Origin of the sequence: Streptomyces telluris (assembly GCF_024519335.1) — a bacterium.
Taxonomy (GTDB): domain Bacteria; phylum Actinomycetota; class Actinomycetes; order Streptomycetales; family Streptomycetaceae; genus Streptomyces; species Streptomyces telluris.
The window spans coordinates 80,328-103,981 of sequence record NZ_JANIID010000012.1; the positions used below are offsets into that span (position 1 = coordinate 80,328).

General features: G+C 73.2%; 1 protein-coding gene. It reads left to right on the top strand.

What is annotated here, in order from left to right; translation table 11 throughout:
- Window positions 1-215: 215 nt before the first annotated feature.
- Complete coding sequence (locus tag NQU55_RS15550) at window positions 216-23,645, top strand: type I polyketide synthase (protein WP_256790730.1); 23,430 nt, start codon at window positions 216-218, stop codon at window positions 23,643-23,645.
- Window positions 23,646-23,654 lie beyond the last annotated feature (9 nt).

Below are 23,654 nucleotides of genomic sequence, written 5' to 3' on the forward strand. Positions count from 1 at the left end.
CGGCCTTCACCCGTGCCGTCCGCTTGGGATTCCCCTAGACCTCATCGGCTGCAGCTCCGGAAGGCGGCCGCGGGAACGAAACTGGGGTCACCCCCGCCCCATGCTGCGGCCGGTCGTGCCGTCGAGCCGTCGTGCCATCGACCGCCGGCCGGTCGCACGCATCGCGGGCCGGGGTGGTGCCTTTTCGTTCTCTGTGTGGGTGGGTGGAGCGCAATATGGTCGAGTCCGGGCTCAACGGATCGGGCGGATCGGGGAATCGCGCCGGTTCGGCGGTCAGGGCCGATGACATAGCTGTCATCGGTCTTGCCTGCCGGCTGCCCGGAGCCGCCGATCCGGCCGCCTTCTGGCGGCTGCTCAGCGAGGGAGCGGACGCGATCACCGATGTCCCCCCGGACCGGTGGGACGGGGCCGCGGTGGCCGACGCCGACCCGGCCCTACCGGGCAGGACCGACATCCGCCGCGGCGGATTCCTCGACCGCATCGGCCACTTCGACGCCGGGTTCTTCGGGCTTTCCCCCAAGGAAGCCGCCGCCATGGACCCGCAGCAGCGGCTCGTGCTCGAACTGGCCTGGGAAGCGCTGGAGGACGCGCACGTGCGCGCCGGGACGCTGCGCTCCACCCGGACCGGCGTCTTCGTCGGCGCCATCTGGGACGACTACGCGACCCTGCACCACCGCTCCGGGCTCACCGCCATCTCCCCGCACACCGTCACCGGCCTGCACCGCAGCATCATCGCCAACCGGGTCTCGTACTTCCTCGGCCTGAACGGCCCGAGCATGACCGTGGACTCCGGCCAGTCATCCTCCCTGGTCTCCGTCCACCTGGCCTGCGAGAGCCTCCGCAAGGGCGAGTCGACGATCGCCCTCGCGGGCGGCGTGAACCTCAACATCGTCCCCGAAAGCACCCTGGGCGCCGCCAAGTTCGGCGGCCTGTCCCCGGACGGCCGCTGCTTCACCTTCGACGCCCGCGCGAACGGCTACGTCCGCGGCGAGGGCGGCGGCATCGTCGTCCTCAAGCCGCTGGCCCAGGCCGTCGCGGACGGCGACCCGGTCTACTGCGTGATCCGCGGCAGTGCCGTCAACAACGACGGCGGCGGCGACGGCCTGACCGTGCCCCTGCAGTCCGGACAGGAACAGGTGCTCCGCCTCGCCTACGAGCGGGCCGGAGTCGACCCCGCCCACGTCGGCTACGTGGAACTGCACGGCACCGGCACCAAGGTCGGCGACCCCATCGAGGCGGCCGCGCTCGGCGCGGTGCTCGGCACCGGCGCCGGACGCGACCCCGAGCGGCCGCTGCGGGTCGGCTCGGCCAAGACCAACGTCGGCCACCTGGAGGGCGCCGCCGGCATCACCGGCCTGCTCAAGGCCGCCCTGGCGCTCCACCACCGCGAACTCCCCGCCAGCCTCAACTTCGAGACCCCCAACCGGGCGATCCCGCTGACCCGGCTGAACCTCCGGGTGCAGACCGAGCACGCCGCGTGGGACGACGCCCAGGACGACCGCCCGCTGCTCGCCGGAGTCAGCTCGTTCGGCATGGGCGGCACCAACTGCCACATCGTGCTGGCGGAACACCGTACGGGTGCGGAGGCCGGTGCCGGCACGGAAGCCGGGGCCGATGCGGAAGCGGGCGCAGGAACGGAAGCGGGCACGGGAACGGAGGCGGGCACGGGACCGGAGGCGGGCACGGGACCGGAGGCGAGCACAGGAACGGCGCCGACTCCGACGCTGTGGCCGCTGTCCGCCAAGACCGCCTCCGGACTGCGCGCCCAGGCCGCCGCCCTGCTCTCGCACACCGAGGAGCACCCCGGCCTCGCCCTGCCCGACGTCGGCCGATCACTGGCCACCGGCCGCACCGCCTTCGAGCACCGGGCCGTCGTCGTGGGCGAGGACCGCGACGACTTCCTGCGCGCCCTGCGCGAGCTGTCCACCGGCGGCATCGACGCCGCCCTGACCACGGGCCGCACCCGCCCGCGCGGCAAGCTCGCCTTCCTCTTCTCCGGCCAGGGCAGCCAGCGCGCCGCCATGGGCCGCGAACTGGCCGAGACCTTCCCGGAGTTCGCCGCCGCGCTGGTCGAGGTGTGCGCACACCTCGACCACCGGCTGCCGCGCCCGCTGCGCGAGGTGATGTTCGCACCCGAGGGCTCCGAAGAAGCGGCCGAGCTCGACCGGACCCTCTACACCCAGACCTCGCTGTTCGCCGTCGAGGTCGCCCTGTTCCGGCTCCTGGAGCACTGGGGCATCACCCCCGACGTGCTCATGGGCCACTCCGTCGGCGAACTCGCCGCCGCACACGTGGCCGGCGTCCTCTCGCTCGCCGACGCCTGCGCCCTGGTCGCCGCGCGCGGCCGCCTGATGCAGGCGCTTCCCGCCGGCGGAGCCATGATCGCGGTCCAGGCCGCGGAGGACGAGGTCCGCGCCCGCATCGGCGACCGCACGGACCGCGTGAGCATCGCCGCCCTGAACGGCCCGGACTCCGTCGTCGTCTCCGGCGACGAGGACCTCGTCACCGAGATCGCCGACGCCTTCGCGGCCCTGGGCCGCAAGACCAGCCGGCTGCGGGTCAGCCACGCCTTCCACTCCCCGCACATGGAACCCATGCTGGCGGAGTTCCGCCGCGTGGCCGAAGAGCTGTCCTTCCACGCCCCGCGCATCCCGATCGTGTCCAACGTGACGGGCCGGCTGTCCGCCGAGGGGGAGTACGAGGGGAGCACGGCCGAGTACTGGGTCCGCCACGTCCGTGACGCGGTCCGGTTCGCCGACGGCGTCGCCCGTCTCGACGAGCAGGGCGTCCGCACCTACCTGGAGCTCGGCCCCGGCGGTGTGCTGACCTCCATGGCCCGCACCGGTGCCGACGGCGACGCCCTGTTCGTGCCCGCCCTGCGCGCCCGCCGTCCCGAGGCGCACGCCCTGCTGGCGGCGGTCGCCTCACTGCACGTCCATGGCGTGGAACCGGACTGGACCGCCCTGTTCGACGGGCGGGGCTCTCGACGTAAGGTCGCGCTCCCCACCTACGCGTTCGAACGGCAGCGGTACTGGCTGGACGGCGCCACCACGCCCTCCGCCTCCGCCGACACCTCCTGGGCACCTGCCGCCCCGCAGCAGGAAGCGACCGCCGCCACCGCCGGCGAGCCGGTGGGAGCCCTGGCCCGGCGGCTCGCCGGCCTGCCCGAGTCCGAGCGTGACGAAGCGGTGCTCGACCTGGTCCGCGCCCACATCGCCGCCGTCCTCGGACACGCCGAAGCCGGCCGGGTCCAGACCGAGTGGACCTTCAAGGACCTCGGCTTCGACTCGCTCAGCTCGGTGGAACTGCGCAACCAGCTCAGCGAGGCCACGGGGCTGCGCCTGCCCAGCGGACTCCTCTTCGACCACCCGACCCCTGCCGCCCTCGCCCGCCACCTCGGCGCGGAATCCCTGGGCGAGGGCGCGGCCGTCGCCCTGCCCGGCACCGTCGCCGACCCGGACGAGCCCATCGCCATCGTGGCCATGAGCTGCCGGCTCCCCGGCGGAGTGCGCTCCCCCGAGGAGCTGTGGCGGCTCGTCGCCTCCGGCGGCGACGCCGTCTCCGGATTCCCGACGGACCGCGGCTGGGACGTCGAAGCGCTCTACGACCCCGAGCCCGGCACCCCCGGCAAGTCCTCGACGCGGCAGGGCGGCTTCCTCCACGAGGCGGCCGAGTTCGACGCGGGCTTCTTCGGCATCAGCCCCCGCGAGGCCGCCGCGATCGACCCGCAGCAGCGCCTGGTCCTGGAAACCGCGTGGGAAGCCTTCGAACGCGCCGGCATCGACCCGGCCACGCTCCGCGGAAGCCGGGCGGGCGTGTTCATCGGCGCGACGGCACAGGACTACGGCCCCCGGCTGCACGAGCCGGTCGACGGCATCGAGGGCTACCTGCTCACCGGCACGACGACCAGCGTCGCCTCGGGCCGCGTGGCCTACTCGTTCGGCCTTGAGGGCCCGGCGGTCACGGTGGACACCGCGTGCTCCTCCTCCTTGGTCGCCCTGCACCTGGCCATCCAGTCGCTGCGCAGCGGCGAATGCACGATGGCCCTGGCCGGCGGCGTCACCGTGATGTCCACGCCCGGCATGTTCGTGGAGTTCAGCCGCCAGCGGGGTCTGTCGGCGGACGGCCGCTGCAAGGCGTTCGCGGCCGGCGCGGACGGCACCGGCTGGGCCGAGGGCGTCGGCATGCTGCTCGTGGAGCGGCTCAGCGACGCCGAGCGCAACGGCCACCAGGTGCTGGCGGTCGTCCGCGGCAGCGCGGTCAACCAGGACGGCGCCTCGAACGGACTCACGGCACCGAACGGCCCCTCGCAGCAGCGGGTGATCCGGCAGGCCCTGGCCTCGGCCGGACTCGCGCCGGGCGACGTCGACGCGGTGGAGGCGCACGGCACGGGCACGCGGCTGGGCGACCCCATCGAGGCCGAGGCGCTCATCGCCGCCTACGGCCAGGAGCGGGACGGCGACCGGCCGCTGTGGCTGGGCTCGCTGAAGTCGAACATCGGCCACACCCAGGCCGCGGCGGGCGTGGCCGGCGTCATCAAGATGGTCATGGCGATGCAGCACGGCATGCTGCCGCAGACCCTGCACGTCGACGAGCCGACCCCGCACGTCGACTGGTCGACGAGCGGCGTACGGCTGCTGACCGAGGCGGTGGAGTGGCCCGCGGGCGACCTGCCGCGCCGGGCCGCGGTGTCCTCGTTCGGCATCAGCGGCACCAACGCGCACGTCATCGTCGAGCAGGCCACGACGAGCGACGAGCCCGCCCGCGAGACGACCGTGGCAGGGCCGCTCCCGTGGGTGCTGTCGGCGAAGAACGATGCGGCGCTGCGGGACCAGGCGGGCCGCCTGCTGTCCTTCCTGGACGCGGAGGGCGCCGACGGCACCGGGGGGGACCCGGTCGATGTGGGCTTCTCACTGGCCACGTCGCGTGCGGCGCTGGAGCGTCGCGCGGTGGTCGTGGGTGAAGACCTTGCCGACTTCCGGCGGGGCCTGGAGGCGGTGGCCTCGGGCGCTGCTCCGGTGGGCGGAGCCCTCGGGGGCAAGACCGGGTTCCTGTTCTCGGGTCAGGGTTCGCAGCGGATCGGGATGGGGCGTGAGCTGTACGCGACGTACCCCGTCTTTGCTGCGGCGTACGACGAGGTGTGTGGGCTGCTGGACGCCCCCGTGGACGTCGAGTCGGAGGAGCTGCACCAGACGGGTTCGACGCAGCCTGCGTTGTTCGCTGTCGAGGTGGCGCTGTTCCGGCTCCTTGAGTCGTGGGGCGTACGGCCGGATTACGTTGCCGGTCACTCCGTAGGCGAGATTGCGGCTGCTCATGTGGCGGGGGTGCTGTCGCTGGCCGATGCAGCGAAGCTGGTGTCGGCGCGTGCTGCGCTGATGCAGGCGCTGCCTGCGGGCGGTGCGATGGTGGCCATCCAGGCCACCGAGGAGGAAGTCCTGCCGCACCTCACCGACGGGGTCGGCATTGCGGCGATCAATGGCCCGCAGTCCGTTGTGGTCTCCGGTGCCGAGGACGCGGTCACGGCGATCACCGAGGTCTTCAAGCAGCAGGGCCGCAAGACGTCCCGCCTGAAGGTGAGCCACGCCTTCCACTCGCCGCTGATGGACCCGATGCTGGCCGACTTCGCCGAGGTCGTGAGCGGTCTGTCCTTCAGCGAGCCGCGGATCCCGGTGGTGTCCAACCTGACCGGCCGCCTGGCCGAGTCGTACACCCCGGAGTACTGGGTCCGGCACGTCCGCGAGGCGGTCCGTTTCGCCGACGGTGTGCAGACCCTGCACGACCTGGGCGTGACCACCTTCGTGGAGATCGGCCCGGGCGGCGTGCTGAGCGCCCTCACGCAGGGCTGCCTGGACGACGAAGCCGTTGTCACGGTCCCCGCACTCCGCGCCGACCGTCCCGAGCCGGAGGCGATCACCCTCGCCCTCGGACAGCTGCACACCCACGGCATCTCCCCGGACTGGCAGGCGCTGTTCCCCGGCGCCCGCCGCGTCGACCTGCCCACGTACGCCTTCCAGCGCGAGCGCTACTGGCTCGATGCGCCTCAGGCGGCCGTCGCAGGCGCCCCGGAGGCGATGGACGCCGAATTCTGGGACTCCGTCGAGAGCGAGGACCGCGCCTCTCTCGGTGCGCTCCTGGGGCTGGCCCCCGACGAGTTGGATGTTGTCGCGCCCAAGCTGTCGGCCTGGCGTCGCCAGCGCCGCGAGCAGTCCGCCGCCGACGGCTGGCGTTACCGGATCACCTGGCAGCCGCTCGGTGACATCGGAGGCGCCGCTCCGTCGGGCACCTGGCTCTACGTGGTCCCCGAAGAGACCGCATGGACCGCGGCGATCCACGCCGGACTGACGGAACTCGGCGTCGACCTCGTCCCGTTCGTCGTGGACGAGGACGCCGACCGCGACTCGCTGGCCCGCTCCCTGGCCGACGCCGGGCACGGGGAAGCCGCAGGCATCGTGTTCGCCGCGGCAGGGGCTGAAGCACGGGCCGAGGCGGGAGCGGACGACCTTCAGAGCCTCGTTCTCCTCGTCCAGGCCCTCGGCGACGCCGGGATCGAGGCCCCTCTGTGGTGTCTGACCAGCGGCGCGGTGTCGACCGGCACCTCCGACCCGCTCACCGACCCCGCCTCCGCCCGGATCTGGGGCCTGGGCCGCGTCGTCGCCCTGGAGCAGCCGCAGCGCTGGGGCGGGCTCGTCGACCTGCCCGCCGCACTCGACTCCCGCTCGCTGGAGCGGCTGGCCGGCCTGCTGACCCAGGCCGACGAGGACCAGCTCGCCGTGCGCGCCTCCGGCGTGTCCGGCCGCCGTCTCGTCCGCGCGCCTCAGAGCGCCGCACCGGTGGACGCCCCCTGGTCGCCGCGCGGCACCGTGCTCGTGACCGGTGGCACCGGTGCGCTCGGCGGGCACGTGGCCCGCTGGCTCGCCGCCGCCGGAGCCGAACACCTGCTGCTCACCAGCCGCCGGGGCCCCGACGCTCCGGGCGCCGCCGAACTCAAGGCGGAGCTGGAGGAACTGGGCGCCCGGGTCACCGTCGCCGCGTGCGACGCGGCCGACCGGACCGCGCTCGCCGAGCTGCTCGGCCGGCACACCGTGAACGCCGTGGTGCACACCGCGGGCGTCCTCGACGACGGCCTGGTCGAATCGCTCACGCCCGAGCGCCTGGAGCACGTGCTGCGTCCCAAGGTGGACGCCGCGCTCCACCTGCACGAGCTCACGCAGGACCACCGTCACGACCTCGACGCCTTCGTGATGTTCTCCTCGATGACCGGCGTCTGGGGCAACGGCGGCCAGGGCGCCTACGGTGCCGCGAACGCCTTCCTCGACGCCCTCGCCGAGCAGCGCCGCGCGCAGGGCCTGCCCGCGCTCGCCGTCGCGTGGGGATCCTGGGCGGACGGAGGCATGGCCGACGGCGCCGCAGGCGACCACCTGCGGCGGCGCGGCGTCCGGGCGATCGCGGCCCTTCCCGCGATCTCCGTGCTGCACGGCGCGCTGACCCACGGCGAGACCTCCGTGACCGTCGCGGACGTGGACTGGGACCGCTTCGTCCCGGCCTTCGCCGGCACCCGCCCCTGCCCGCTGCTGCAGGGCGTGCCCGAGGCCCGAAAGGCCCTCGAAGCACGTGCCCGGGCCGCGCAGGGCACCGATGTGCCCGCGTCCGCGCTGGGCCGGCGCCTCCTGGGCGGTACGCCGGGGGAGCAGGACCGCATCCTGCTGGACCTGGTCCGCGAACAGGCCGCCGCGGTGCTCGGCCACACGGGCAAGGGCGCCTTCGAGGCCGACCGGACGTTCCGCGAGACCGGCTTCGACTCACTCACCGCCGTCGAGCTGCGCCACAGGCTCAACACGGCCACCGGCCTCAAGCTGCCCACCACCCTGGTCTTCGACCACCCGACCCCCACCGCACTCGCCCGCCACCTGCGCGAGGAACTCCTCGGCCGGCACGGGCTGGACGCGGAAGCCGCGCAGGCGACGGCCGCAGCAGCGACCGACGAGCCCCTCGCGATCGTCAGCATGAGCTGCCGCTTCCCGGGCGGCGTCCAGTCACCGGAGGACCTCTGGGAGCTCCTGAGCTCCGGCCGGGACGCGGTGACCGGCTTCCCCACCGACCGCGGCTGGGACATCGACTCGCTCTACGACCCCGACCCCGACCGGTCCGGCAGGACCTATGCGCGTGAGGGCGGCTTCATCCAGGGCGCCGACCGCTTCGACGCCGGCCTCTTCGGGATCTCGCCGCGCGAGGCGCTGGCCATGGACCCGCAGCAGCGGCTGCTGCTGGAGACCGCGTGGGAGGCCTTCGAGCGCGCCGGCATCGCCCCGGCGTCCGTCCGTGCCAGCCGCACCGGCGTCTTCATCGGCACCAACGGCCAGGACTACGCCAACGGGCTGCGCAACGCGCCCGAGGAGATCGAGGGGTACGCGCTCACCGGCAAGGCGGCGTCGGTCGTCTCCGGCCGCATCTCCTACACGTTCGGCCTCGAGGGCCCGGCGGTCACGGTCGACACGGCCTGCTCGTCCTCGCTCGTGGCCCTCCACCTCGCCGCGCAGGCACTGCGGAGCGGCGAGTGCACCATGGCCCTGGTCGGCGGCGTCACCGTCATGACCACGCCGGACCTCTTCGTGGAGTTCAGCCGTCAGCGCGGCCTGTCGGCGGACGGCCGCTGCAAAGCGTTCGCGGCCGGGGCCGACGGCACCGGCTGGGGCGAAGGCGTCGGCCTGCTGCTGGTGGAGCGGTTGTCCGACGCCCAGCGCCACGGACACCAGGTGCTGGCCGTCGTACGGGGCTCCGCCGTCAACCAGGACGGCGCATCCAACGGCCTCACCGCGCCCAACGGTCCCTCGCAGCAGCGCGTCATCCGGCAGGCCCTGGCCTCCGCCGGACTCACGCCCGCCGACGTCGGCGCCGTCGAGGCGCATGGCACGGGCACCAAGCTGGGTGACCCGATCGAGGCGCAGGCGCTCCTCGCCACGTACGGCCAGGAGCACTCCGACGACCGGCCGGTGTGGCTGGGCTCGGTCAAGTCCAACATCGGCCACACGCAAGCCGCGGCGGGTGTCGCCGGCGTGATCAAGATGGTGCTGGCGATGCAGCACGGCATGCTGCCGCAGACGCTGCACGTGGACGAGCCGACCGCGCACGTGGACTGGTCGGCGGGCGCGGTGCGCCTGCTCACCAAGGCGGTGGAGTGGCCCGCGGGCGACCTGCCGCGCCGGGCCGCGGTGTCGTCCTTCGGCATCGGCGGCACCAACGCGCACACGATCATCGAGGAGGCGCCCGCGGAGGCCGCGGCCGAGCCGGCCGGGGAACACCGACCCGTGCCCGTGCCGTGGGTGCTGTCGGCGAAGAGCGAGGCGGCGCTGCGGGCCCAGGCCGAGCGTCTGCTGGCCTACGCCGCCGACGACGTCTCGCCGGTCGACGCCGGATTCTCGTCGGCCACGACGCGATCGGCGCTCGACCACCGGGCCGCGGTGATCGGCACCGACGCGGCCGAACTGCGGGCGGGGCTGGAGGCCCTGGCAGCGGGAGAAGCGGCGGCCAACGTCGTTGCGGGGCGCGCGCACCCGGCGGACAAGGTCGGGTTCTTGTTCTCGGGGCAGGGGTCGCAGCGGCTGGGGATGGGGCGTGAGCTGTACGCGGCCTATCCGGTGTTTGCTGCGGCGTACGACGAGGTGTGCGGGCTGCTGGACGCACCGGTGGATGTGGATGCGGAAACGCTTCATCAGACCGGGTGCACTCAGCCTGCGTTGTTCGCTGTCGAGGTGGCGCTGTTCCGGCTGCTTGAGTCGTGGGGTGTGCGGCCGGATTACGTGGCCGGTCACTCTGTTGGTGAGATTGCGGCTGCTCATGTGGCGGGTGTGCTGTCGCTCGCGGACGCGGCGAAGCTGGTGTCGGCGCGTGCTGCGTTGATGCAGGCGCTGCCTGCGGGTGGTGCGATGGTGGCCGTTCAGGCGACCGAGGACGAGGTCCTGCCGCACCTGACCGACGGGGTCGGTATTGCGGCGATCAACGGCCCGCAGTCTGTCGTGGTTTCCGGTGCGGAGGACGCTGCTGTCGCGATCGGTGAGCTCTTCAAGCAGCAGGGTCGTAAGACGTCCCGGTTGAAGGTGAGCCACGCTTTCCATTCGCCGTTGATGGATCCGATGCTGGAGGACTTCGCCGAGGTCGTCCGGGGTCTGTCGTTCAGCGAGCCGCGGATTCCGGTGGTCTCCAACCTCACGGGCCGACTCGCCGAGCCGTACACCGCCGAGTACTGGGTCCGCCACGTCCGCGAGGCCGTGCGCTTCGCCGACGGCGTCCGGACCCTGCACGAGCTGGGCGTGACGACGTTCGTGGAGATCGGCCCCGGCGGCGTTCTGAGCGCCCTCGCCCAGGGCTGCCTCGACGGCGAAGGTGACGACGTCGTCACCGTCCCCGTCCTCCGCGCCGACCGCCCCGAGCCCCAGGCGATCACCACTGCGTACGCCCAGCTGCACGTCTGCGGCGTCGAGGTGGACTGGCACGCCTTCTTCCCCGGCGCCCGGCGCACCGCCCTGCCCACGTACGCCTTCCAGCGCGAGCGCTACTGGCTCGACGCTCCGGCCTCCGCCGGTGACATGCGCGCGGTGGGCCAGGGCGAGGCCGGCCACCCGCTGCTCGGCGCCGCCGTGCCGCTGGCCGACGGCGACGGGCACCTGCTCACCGGACGGCTCTCGGCGCACACGCACCCGTGGCTGGTGGACCACGCCGTGAACGGGGTCGCCCTGCTGCCGGGAACCGCGTTCGTCGAGCTGGCGATCACCGCTGCCGACGCCGTGGGCTGCGACCTGCTGGAAGAGCTGACGCTGGAGACCCCGCTGCTCGTGCCCGGGCGCGGCGGCGTCGCCCTGCAGGTGCGCGTCGGCGCCGACGACGGCTCCGGCCGCAGGCCGCTGACCGTGCACTCGCGGATCGACGACGGGGACGCGTACGCCCACGAGGACGAGTCCGAGCGGACGTGGGTCCGGCACGCGTCCGGCTTCCTGGCCGTCGCCCCGGGCCCGGTGCAGGGTTCGCTCGCCGCATGGCCGCCCGCGGGCGCCGAACCGATCGACGTCGACGGCTTCTACGACCGCCTCGCGGGCATGGCGCTGGACTACGGCCCCGTCTTCCAGGGGCTGCGCGCCGCGTGGCGGAGCGGGGACGACTTCTTCGCCGAGGTGGAACTGCCCGGCGCCGAGCGGACGGGCGCGAGCGCGTACGGCCTGCATCCAGCCCTTTTCGACGCCGCCCTGCACACCGTCTGGCTGGGAGCGGTCGAGCCCGAGGCCGGAACGGGGAACGGCCTGCTGCCGTTCGCCTGGAGCGGCGTGCGCCTGGCGGCCGCCGGAGCCTCCGCCCTGCGGGTGAAGGTCTCCCGCGCCGGCACCGGCACCGGCACCGGCACCTCCACGGTGTCGCTGGTGCTGGCCGACGGCACCGGCGAGCCGGTCGCACAGATCGACTCCCTGACGCTGCGCCCGGTCGCTGCCGACCAGCTGCGCGCCGGTTCCGGTGGCGACGACTCGGTCTTCGGCCTGGAGTGGACACCGGTCGGCCTGCCGGCCGCGCCGGACGGCATGAGGATCGAGACGTACGAGGACCTCGCCGCGCTGCGGGCCGCCGACGCTGATGCCGATGCCGATGCCGATGTCGTGGTCGTGCCGTGCCCGACGGGGGCCGGTACGGACACCGCCACCCGGGTCCGCGAGGTCACGTACGCCGTGCTGGAGCTGGTGCAGTGGTGGCTGGCCGAGGAACGCCCGTCGCGGCTGGTGCTCGTGATGCGTACGGGAGACCTCGCCCAGTCGGCGGTCCGCGGGCTGGTGCGCTCGGCGCAGAGCGAGAACCCCGACCGCATCGTGGTCGTGGAAACTGACGCCGACAGCGGTGACGACGACGCCGGTCTTGCCCGGGTGATGCCCGGCCTGATCGCCTCCGGCGAGCCGCAGGCCGCGGTGCGCGCGGGCGAGGTCCTGGTGCCGAGGCTGGTACGCGTCGCCGCTTCGGCCACGGAGACGGGCACAGAGACGGACACGGAGACGAAGACGGAGCTCCCCGATCTCGGTTCCGGCACCGTCCTGCTGACCGGCGCGTCGGGCGGGCTGGGCGGACTGTTCGCCCGGCACCTGGTCGCCGAGCACGGTGTCCGCAGTCTGCTGCTCGTCAGCCGCCGCGGTGGGGACGCACCTGGTGCGGCCGAACTCGCCGCCGACCTGACCGCGCAGGGCGCCGAGGTCACCTGGGCCGCCTGCGACGTGGCCGACCGCGACGCCGTCCGCGAACTCCTGGCCGGGCGGAGCCTGTCCGCGATCATCCACACCGCCGGCGTCCTGGACGACGGGATCGTCGGTTCGCTGACGCCCGAGCGGCTGGACGGCGTGTTCCGCCCCAAGGTGGACGCGGCGCTGAACCTGCACGAACTGGCCGGCGAGCTGTCCGGCGACCTGTCCGCGTTCGTGCTCTTCTCCTCCGTGGCGGGCACCCTCGGCACGCCGGGCCAGGGGAACTACGCCGCCGCCAACACCTTCCTCGACGCCCTCGCCGAGCACCGCCGTGCCCAGGGCCTGCCCGCCACCTCGCTGGCTTGGGGCCTGTGGGCGCAGGACAGCGAGAGCGCGATGACCGGCAGCCTCGACCACACCGATCTCACGCGCATCAAGCGCATGGGCCTCGCCGCGATCCCGTCGGCGGACGGCCTGCGGATGTTCGACGCGGCCCTGGCCTCCGGGCGGGCGGCCGTCGTTCCGATCCGGCTCGACACCTCCGCCTTCCGCGACGGACAGGGGCAGCCGGTACCGGCGGTCCTCCGCGGCCTGGTCAGGGTCGCGCCGGTCCGGCGCACGGCATCGGCGGCGCAGGCCGCACCGAAGGGGTCGCTGGGTCAGCGGCTGGCCGGGCTGCCGGAGGCCGAGCGCGAGCAGGTGGTGCTGGACCTGGTGCGTACCGAGGTCGCCACCGTGCTCGGGCACGCCGGCGCACAGGCGGTCGGCGCGGACGACTCGTTCAAGGACATCGGGTTCGATTCGCTGACCGCCGTCGAACTGCGCAACCGTCTCAACGCGGCCGTCGGCATGCGCCTGCCCGCCACACTGATCTTCGACTACCCGAACCCGCTCACCCTCGCCCGCTTCCTCACCGCCGAAGCCGCCGGCTCCGGCGAGGTGGCGGCCGCACCGGCGGCCGTCGCCACTGCCACCGGCGCGGCGGACGAGCCGATCGCCATCGTGGGCATGGCCTGCCGCTACCCCGGCGGCGTGCAGTCGCCCGAAGACCTGTGGCAGCTGGTGTTCTCCGGGCGCGACGCGGTGTCGGGCTTCCCCGAGGACCGCGGCTGGGACGTGGAGAAGCTCTACGACCCGAACCCCGATCAGTGGGGCACCAGCTACACCCGAGAAGGCGGCTTCCTGCACGACGCGGCGGACTTCGACGCCGAGTTCTTCGGGATCTCGCCGCGTGAGGCGCTGGCGATGGACCCGCAGCAGCGGCTGCTGCTGGAGACGTCGTGGGAGGCGTTCGAGCGGGCCGGCATCGACCCGGCCTCGGTGCGGGGCAGCAGGACCGGCGTCTTCGCCGGCGTGATGTACCACGACTACGGCGGCCGCGTGCACACCTCGCCGGCCGGCCTCGAGGGCTACCTCGTCAACGGCAGCGCGGGCAGCGTCGCTTCGGGGCGCGTCTCGTACACCTTCGGCCTCGAAGGCCCGGCGGTCACGGTCGACACGGCCTGCTCGTCGTCCCTGGTGGCGCTGCACCTGGCGACCCAGGCCCTGAGGAGCGGCGAGTGCTCGATGGCCCTCGTCGGCGGCGTCACGGTGATGGCCGGACCGTCCGTGTTCGTGGAGTTCAGCCGCCAGCGCGGCCTGTCGGCCGACGGCCGCTGCAAGGCCTTCGGGGCCGGCGCGGACGGTACGGGCTGGGCCGAGGGCGCGGGCATGCTGCTCGTGGAGCGGCTCTCCGATGCCCGGCGCAACGGGCACCAGGTGCTGGCCGTCGTTCGCGGCACCGCGGTGAACCAGGACGGTGCGTCCAACGGTCTGACCGCCCCGAACGGTCCGGCACAGCAGCGGGTGATCCGGCAGGCGCTCGCGAACGCCGGCGTGTCCTCGGACCAGGTCGACGCGGTCGAAGCGCACGGAACGGGCACCAAGCTGGGTGACCCGATCGAGGCGCAGGCGCTGCTCGCCACGTACGGCCAAGAGCGGGACAGTGACCGGCCGCTGTGGCTGGGCTCGCTGAAGTCCAACATCGGTCACGCGCAGGCGGCTGCGGGCGTCGGCGGTGTGATCAAGATGGTGATGGCGATGCGGCACGGTGTGCTGCCGCGGACGCTGCACGCGGACGAGCCGACGCCGCACGTCGACTGGTCGGCGGGTGAGGTGCGGCTGCTGACCGAGGCGATGGAGTGGCCTGAGGGCGACGCGCCGCGGCGAGCGGCAGTGTCCTCGTTCGGTGTGAGCGGAACGAATGCGCACGTGATCGTCGAGCAGGCGCCTGCCACGGCCACGGCCACGGCCACGGTCACGCCGTCGCCGACTCCGGTTTCGGACGCGGCCTCGGATGCGGTGGTGCCGTGGGTGCTGTCGGCGAAGAGCGAGGCCGCGCTGCGGGACCAGGCGGACCGGCTGCTGGCGTTCATGGACGCTGAGGGCGCCGGGGCGGCCCGGCCGGGAGATGTGGGCTTCTCACTGGCCACGTCGCGCGCGGCGCTGGAGCACCGTGCGGTGGTCGTGGGCAGTGACCTCGTGGAGCTCCGGCGGGGGCTGGAGGCGGTTGCTTCCGGTGCTGACGCGGTGAGTGGTCCTGCCGGGGGCAAGGTCGGGTTCTTGTTCTCGGGTCAGGGTTCGCAGCGGCTGGGGATGGGGCGTGAGCTGTACGCGGCGTACCCGGTGTTCGCTGCCGCTTACGACGAGGTGTGTGCGCTGCTGGACGCCCCGGTGGATGTCGATACGGAAACGCTTCACCAGACGGGTTCGACGCAGCCTGCGTTGTTTGCTGTTGAGGTGGCGCTGTTCCGGCTGCTGGAGTCGTGGGGTGTACGGCCGGATTATGTGGCCGGTCACTCTGTTGGTGAGATTGCGGCTGCTCATGTGGCTGGGGTGCTGTCGCTCGCGGACGCGGCGAAGTTGGTGTCGGCGCGTGCTGCGTTGATGCAGGCGCTGCCTGCGGGTGGTGCGATGGTGGCGGTTCAGGCGACCGAGGACGAGGTGCTGCCGCATCTGACCGACGGGGTCGGCATTGCGGCGATCAACGGCCCGCAGTCTGTCGTGGTCTCCGGTGCCGAGGACGCGGTCACCGCGATTGGTGAGATCTTTGCCGGTCAAGGTCGTAAGACATCGCGACTGAAGGTCAGCCATGCCTTCCATTCGCCGCTGATGGACCCGATGCTGGAGGACTTCGCCGAGGTCGTCCGCGGTCTGACCTTCAGCGAGCCGCAGATCCCGGTGGTCTCCAACCTCACGGGCAGCCTGGCCGAGTCGTACACCGCCGAGTACTGGGTCCGCCACGTCCGCGAGGCGGTCCGTTTCGCCGACGGTGTGCAGACCCTGCACGACCTGGGCGTCACGACGTTCGTGGAGATCGGCCCCGGCGGCGTCCTCAGCGCCCTCGCCCAGGGCTGCCTGGACGACGACGTCGTCACCGTCCCCGCCCTGCGTGCCGACCGCCCCGAGCCGCACGCCATCGTCACCGCTGTCGGCCGGCTGCACACCCACGGGGTCTCCCCGGACTGGCAGGCGCTCTTCCCGGGTGCCCGTCGCGTCGACCTGCCCACGTACGCGTTCCAGCGCGAGCGCTACTGGCTTGACGTACCCCAGGCCCCCGGTGACGTCCGGGCGGCCGGTCTGGGGGCGGCGGACCACCCGCTGCTCGGTGCCGCGATCGCGACCGCCGACAGCGACGGGTTCCTGCTCACCGGGCTGCTCTCCCTCGAAAGCCACCCGTGGCTCTCCGACCACGCCGTGAACGGGACCGTTCTGCTGCCCGGCACCGCGTTCGTCGAGCTGGCGGTCCGGGCGGGCGACGAGGCCGGCTGCGGATGGATCGAAGACCTCACGCTGGAACTGCCCCTGGTCGTGCCCGAGCGCGGCGGCGTCACCCTTCAGGTGGCGCTCGGCTCGGAGGACGAGTCCGGCCGGCGGCAGCTGAGCGTGCACTCGCGCGTCGCGGACGGTTCCTGGGTGCGGCACGCGACGGGTGTGCTGTCCTCGGCCGAGGCGCCGCCCGCCGTGGACGTCGGCGCCTGGCCGCCCGTACACGCGGAGGCCGTTGATCTGACCTCGTTCTACGCGGACGTGGCTGCCGCGGGTCTGGAGTACGGGCCGGTCTTCCAGGGGCTGCGGTCGGTGTGGCGCAGCGGGGACGACGTCCTCGCCGAGGTCGCCCTGCCCGAGGGCACGGAAGCGGGCACGTTTGCTCTGCATCCGGCGCTGCTGGACGCTGCTCTGCACGCCCTGGCCGCCGGTGGGCTGGTCTCGCTGGACGACGGGCCGGTCCTGCCGTTCGCATGGTCCGGTGTCGCTCTTCAGGCGGCCGGTGCGGCCATGGTGCGGGTGAAGCTGTCGCGGACGGGCAACGGTTCGGTGACGCTGGCTGTGGCCGACGGCGCCGGTGATCCGGTGGCCTCGGTCGAGTCGCTGTCGCTGCGTGCCGTATCGGCGGAGCAGCTGCGCGGTGCCGGTGACGGTGACCGGTTGTTCGGGCTGGAGTGGACGCCGTTCACGCTGCCCGCCGCATCCGACTCCGACGCGCTGGTGATCGAGTCCTTCACGGACTTCGACGCACTGCGGGAGCCGGAACCGAAACCGGAACCGGAAACAGAAACGGATGGGGCACAGGCACCGGACGTCGTTGCCGTCCCGTGCCCGACCGGGGCCGGCGAGGACACGGCCGCCCGGGTCCGCGAAGTCACCCATGCCGTGCTGGAGCTGGTGCAGTGGTGGCTGGCGGAGGAGCGTCCGGCGCGGCTGGCGCTGGTGACCCGTCCCGGGGACCTGGCTCACGCTGCGGTGTGGGGTCTGGTGCGGTCCGCGCAGTCGGAGAACCCGGACCGGATCGTGCTGGTGGAGGCCGAGGACGTGGAGGCGGCGATGCGTGTGCTGCCTTCCGCGGTCGCTTCCGGTGAGCCGCAGTTCGCGGTGCGCGGCCAGGACGTGTTCGTACCGCGCCTGGCGAAGGCCACCGGGACCACCGGCACGGACGCCGGCACGCCGGACTTCGGTGCCGGCCCTGTCCTGCTGACCGGTGCGTCCGGTGCACTGGGCGGGCTCGTCGCCCGCCACCTGGTCGCCGCCCACGGTGTCCGCAGCCTGCTGCTGCTCAGCCGGCGCGGCGCGGCCGCCCCCGGCGCGGTCGAGCTGGAGGCCGAGCTGGCCGCTTGGGGCGCCGAGGTGCGCTGGGCAGCCTGCGATGCGGCCGACCGCGACGCCCTCGCCGGCGTGCTGGCCGCCACACCGGTGACGGCCGTGGTGCACACGGCCGGCGTCCTCGACGACGGCGTGATCGCCGCCCTGACCCCGGAGCGCATGGACGCGGTGCTGCGCCCCAAGGTCGACGCCGTGCTGAACCTCCACGAGCTGACGAGCGACCTGTCGGCGTTCGTGGTCTTCTCCTCGGTGTCCGGAATCCTGGGCAGCGCCGGGCAGGGCAACTACGCGGCGGCGAACACCTTCCTCGACGCCTTCGCCGAGGCTCGCCGTACCCAGGGCCTCCCCGCGACCTCGCTGGCGTGGGGCCTGTGGGAGCAGGGCAGCGGCATGGCCGACCGGCTCGACCAGGCGGACCTCACCCGGCTCAAGCGCGTGGGCCTGGCCCCGATAGCCGTCGACGAGGGCCTGCGGCTGTTCGACGCGGCACTGGCCCTGGACCGGGCGACCGTCGCTCCGCTGCGGCTGGACCTCGGCGGCCTGCAGGGCACGGCGCCCGCGGTGCTGCGAGGGCTGCGCGGCCCCGTGCGGGGCACCGCGCGGCGCGCGGCGCAGACCGGGCCGAAGGGATCGCTGGGTGAGCGGCTGGCCGGGCTGCCGGAGGCCGAGCGCGAGCAGGTGGTGCTGGACCTGGTCCGTACCGAGGTCGCAGCCGTTCTCGGGCACGCCTCGGTCCAGGCCGTCCAGCCGGAACACGCCTTCCAGGACGCCGGTTTCGACTCCCTCACCTCGGTGGAACTGCGCAACCGCCTGAACACGGCGACCGGGCTGCGGCTCCCCGCGACCATGGTCTTCGACCACCCGACACCCGCCGCGCTCGCCCGCTTCCTGCTGGCCGAGACGCTGGGCGTCCAGGAGCAGACCGAGGCCGCGGTCGCCGCGGTCGCCGGGACGGACGAGCCGATCGCGATCGTGGGCATGGCCTGCCGCTTCCCCGGTGACGTGCGGTCGCCCGAAGACCTGTGGCGCCTCGTCGCCTCCGGCGGCGACGCGATCACCGGCTTCCCCGAGGACCGCGGCTGGGACGTCGAGAACCTCTACGACCCCGACCCCGACCGCTCCGGCAAGTCCTCCGTGCGCCACGGCGGCTTCCTCCACGAGGCGGCCGAGTTCGACCCCGCCTTCTTCGGGATCTCGCCGCGTGAGGCGCTGGCGATGGACCCGCAGCAGCGGCTGCTGCTGGAGACGTCGTGGGAGGCGTTCGAGCGGGCCGGCATCGACCCGGCCTCGGTGCGGGGCAGCAGGACCGGTGTCTTCGCCGGCGTGATGTACCACGACTACGGCGGGCGGGTGAAGACGGCTCCGGAGGGCATGGACGCCTACCTGGGCAGCGGCAGCGCGGGCAGCATCGCGTCGGGCCGCGTCTCGTACACCTTCGGCCTCGAAGGCCCGGCGGTCACGGTCGACACGGCCTGCTCGTCGTCCCTGGTGGCCCTGCACCTGGCAACTCAGGCCCTGCGCACCGGCGAGTGCTCGATGGCCCTCGTCGGCGGCGTCACGGTCATGGCGACTCCCTCGACGTTCGTAGAGTTCAGCCGTCAGCGCGGCCTGTCAGCCGACGGGCGATGCAAGGCGTTCGCCGCGGGTGCGGACGGTACGGGCTGGGCCGAGGGCGCGGGCATGCTGCTCGTGGAGCGGCTCTCCGATGCCCGGCGCAACGGGCACCAGGTGCTGGCGGTGGTCCGCGGTACCGCGGTGAACCAGGACGGTGCGTCCAACGGTCTGACCGCGCCCAACGGTCCTTCCCAGCAGCGCGTGATCCGGCAGGCGCTCGCGAACGCGGGCCTGTCCTCGGATCAGGTCGACGCGGTCGAAGCGCACGGCACGGGTACGAAGCTGGGTGACCCGATCGAGGCGCAGGCGCTGCTCGCCACGTACGGCCAAGAGCGGGACGGCGACCGGCCGCTGTGGCTGGGCTCGCTGAAGTCCAACATCGGCCACTCGCAGGCGGCTGCGGGCGTCGGCGGTGTGATCAAGATGGTGATGGCGATGCGGCACGGTGTGCTGCCGCGGACGCTGCACGTCGACGAGCCGACGCCGCACGTCGACTGGTCCGCGGGTGCGGTGCGCCTGCTCACCGAGGCGGTGGAGTGGCCCGCGGGCGACCTGCCGCGGCGAGCAGCGGTGTCGTCCTTCGGCATCAGCGGCACCAACGCCCACGTGATCGTCGAGCAGGCGCCTGTTGCCGCCGAAAAGTCGCCGTCTCCGGTGTCTGACGTGGTCGTGCCGTGGGTGCTGTCGGGCAGGACCGAGGCGGCGCTGCGGGCACAGGCGGAACGCCTGCTGTCCCTCTCCGACGCGGCGACGGATCTGCAGCCGGCCGACGTCGGCTTCTCGCTCGCCACCACGCGCTCGGCCATGGAACACCGAGCCGCCGTCGTGGGGGAGAGCCGGGACGAACTCCTGGAAGGGCTCCGTGCGCTGGCCGCAGGGTCCCCGTCCGCCCGGGTCGTCGAGGGCGAGACGGGTGCCGGGGGCAAGGTCGGGTTCTTGTTCTCGGGTCAGGGTTCGCAGCGGATCGGGATGGGGCGTGAGCTGTACGCGGCCTATCCGGTGTTCGCTGCGGCTTACGACGAGGTGTGCGGCCTGCTGGACGCCCCGGTGGATGTGGATGCGGAAACGCTTCACCAGACCGGGTGCACCCAGCCCGCCCTTTTCGCGATCGAGGTGGCGCTGTTCCGGCTGCTTGAGTCGTGGGGGATCCGGCCGGATTACGTGGCTGGTCACTCCGTTGGCGAAATCGCCGCGGCTCATGTGGCGGGTGTGCTGTCCCTCGCCGATGCGGCGAAGCTGGTGTCCGCGCGTGCTGCGTTGATGCAGGCGCTGCCTGCGGGCGGTGCGATGGTAGCGATCCAGGCCACCGAGGACGAGGTCCTGCCGAACCTCACCGACGAGGTCGGCATTGCGGCGATCAACGGCCCGCAGTCTGTCGTGGTCTCCGGCGCGGAGGACGCTGCTGTCGCGATCGGTGAGCTCTTCAAGCAGCAGGGTCGTAAGACGTCCCGCCTGAAGGTCAGCCACGCCTTCCACTCGCCGCTGATGGACCCCATGCTGGCCGACTTCGCCGAGGTCGTGAGCGGTCTGTCCTTCAGCGAGCCGCGGATCCCGGTGGTCTCCAACCTCACCGGCCGTCTCGCCGAGCCCTACACCCCGGAGTACTGGGTCCGCCACGTCCGAGAGGCGGTCCGTTTCGCCGACGGCGTGCAGACCCTGCACGACCTGGGCGTCACGACCTTCGTCGAGATCGGCCCCGGCGGCGTCCTCAGCGCCCTCACCCAGGGCTGCCTGGACGGCGACGTGGTCACCGTCCCGGTCGTACGGGCCGATCGTCCCGAGCCGCAGGCCGTCGTCACCGCGCTCGCCGAACTGCACACGCACGGCGTGTCCCCGGATTGGCAGGCGCTCTTCCCGGGTGCCCGTCGCGTCGACCTGCCGACGTACGCCTTCCAGTACGAGCGGTTCTGGCTGGAGGTGCCCGAGGAGTTCACGGGCAGTGCTGCTGCCACCGGGCTCGGGCTGGGTGCGGCCGAGCACCCGTTGGCGGGTGCGGCGGTCGCGCTGCCGGGCGCCGGCGGGTACCTGGTCACCGGGCGGCTCTCGCTCAAGACCCACCCCTGGCTCGCCGACCACACGGTCATGGGCACGGTGCTGCTGCCGGGTACCGCGCTCGTGGAGCTGGCGGTGCGTGCGGGCGACGAGGCCGGTTGTGCGCAGATCGAGGACCTGACGCTGGAAGCGCCGCTGGTCGTCCCGGAGCGCGGCGGTGTGGCCGTGCAGGTGTGGGTCGGTGCAGAGGAGGAGCCGGGCCGGCGCGCGCTGAGCGTGCACTCGCGGCTGGAGGACGCTCCGGACGAGGCGCCGTGGGTGCGGCACGCGGTCGGCTTCCTCACGGATGTGCCGTCCGAGCCGTCGCACGGTGCGGACGTCGGCGCGTGGCCGCCGGCGGGCGCGGAGGCCGTCGATCTGGCGGGGTTCTACGAGGGCCTGGCCGAACTCGGCCTGGGCTACGGCCCGGTCTTCCAGGGGCTGCGGTCGGTGTGGCGCAGCGGGGACGACGTCCTCGCCGAGGTCGCCCTGCCCGAGGGCACGGAAGCGGGCGCGTTCGCTCTGCACCCGGCGCTGCTGGACGCGGCGCTCCACGCGATCGGCGCGGGCGGGCTCGTTCCCGTCGGCGACGGGCCGCTGCTGCCCTTCGCCTGGTCCGATGTGAGTGTCCGGGCCGCCGGAGCGACGACGCTGCGGGTCGGCATCTCGCGGACGGGCACCGACGCGGTGTCGCTGACCGTGGCCGATGCCGCCGGTGGCCTGGTGGCCACGGTCGGCTCGCTGTCGCTGCGCCCGGTGTCGCGGGAGCAGCTGCTCAAGGCGGGCGGCGCCGGCGGGCGTGCCGACGACTCGCTGTTCGGCCTCGCGTGGCAGCCGGTGGCTCTCACTGAGGCTGCTGCCGGGCTCGACGCGCCGAGTGCCGTACGGGCTTACGCCGACCTGACCGCTCTGTCCGCCGAACCGGCCCTTCCTGATGTCGCGGTCGTGCCGTGCCCGGCAGGGTCCGAGGCCGGGTCCGGCTCCGGTGCGCACACCGCCGAGCGGGTGCACGCCATCGCGAGCGAGGTCCTGGAGCTGGTGCAGTGGTGGCTGGCGGAGGAGCGTCCGGGGCGGCTGGCGCTGGTGACCCGTCCCGGGGATCTGGCTCACGCTGCGGTGTGGGGTCTGGTGCGGTCCGCGCAGTCGGAGAACCCGGACCGGATCGTGCTGGTGGAGGCCGAGGACGTGGAGGCGGCTATGGGCGTGCTGCCTGCCGCGGTCGCTTCCGGTGAGCCGCAGTTCGCGGTGCGCGGTCAGGACGTGTTCGTACCGCGCCTGACGAAGGCCGCGGGGGCCGCCGCCGACGGCGGAGACGTGCCGGACCTCGCCGACGGCACCGTCCTCGTGACCGGTGCCTCCGGGTCGCTGGGCGCGCTGGTCGCCCGGCACCTGGTGTCGGAGCACAAGGTGCGCCGGCTCCTGCTGGCGAGCCGCCGGGGCGCGGAGGCGCCGGGAGCGGCCGAGCTGGAGGCCGAGCTGGCCGCATGGGGCGCCGAAGTCACCTGGGCGGCCTGCGACGTGGCCGACCGGGAAGCCGTTTCCGGAATGCTGGACGGGCTCGGTGGCGATCCGCTGTCGGCGGTCGTGCACACCGCGGGTGTTCTCGACGACGGAGTCGTCGCCTCGGTCACACCGGAGAGGCTGCGGGAGGTGTTCCGGCCCAAGGTGGACGCCGTGCTGAATCTGCACGACTGCACCCGGGAAATGGACCTGGCCGCGTTCGTGGTGTTCTCGTCCGTCGCCGGAATGGTCGGCAGCGCCGGTCAGGCGAGCTACGCGGCGGCGAATTCCTTCCTCGACGCCTTCTCCGCGTACCGTCACGCCCAGGGTCTGCCCGCCATTTCGCTGGCCTGGGGCGTGTGGGAGCAGTCCGGTGCGATGACGGACGGCCTCGCCGGGGCCGACCGGGCGCGGATGGCGCGCAGCGGCGTGTTGCCGCTGCCGCCGGAGGAGGGGCTGCGGCTGTTCGACGCGGCACTGGCTTCGGATACGGCGGTGCTCGCACCGGTGCGCATCGACACCGGTGCGCTGCGCGCCGGTGAAGCGCCGGCGGTGCTGCGCGCGCTCGTGCCGGCCACGGCCCGGAGGGGGGCGGCCCAGGCCGCTGCCTCGCAGTCCGTGTCCTCGCTGGCCGACCGCCTGGAGGTGCTGCCGGAGGCCGAGCGGGGCAAGGCGGTCGAGGACCTGGTCCGGGCGGAGGTGGCCGCGGTCCTGGGCCACGCGTCGGCCCACGCCGTCCGGCCGGAACACGCCTTCCAGGACCTGGGATTCGACTCCCTCACGGCCGTGGAACTGCGTAACCGGCTGAACAAGGCGACCGGGCTGAAGCTCCCCGCGACGCTGGTCTTCGACTATCCGACGCCCGCTCTCCTGGCCCGTCACGTGCTCACGGAGACGGCCGGGGCGGCCGAACCAGCCCTAGTGGATTCCCTACTTGCTGACCTGGACAGGGTCGAACAAGAATTGGTCACGAAGTTGTCAGAGAGTGAAGCTCGCGACCGGATCCTGTCAAAGCTCCAGGCCGTATTGGCGATTGCCGGTGAATCCGGCAAGGCGCCGGTACCGGAAGGCCCTGGAACGGGCAGCGATCTGGAATCGGCCACGGACGACGAAGTATTCGATCTGCTCGGCAAGGAATTCGGGATCTCCTGACCGTTCCGG

Bases quoted from the DNA above. Each gene is read 5' to 3' on its own strand.
- NQU55_RS15550 (WP_256790730.1), top strand. From the start codon at position 216: ATGGTCGAGTCCGGGCTCAACGGATCGGGCGGATCGGGGAATCGCGCC.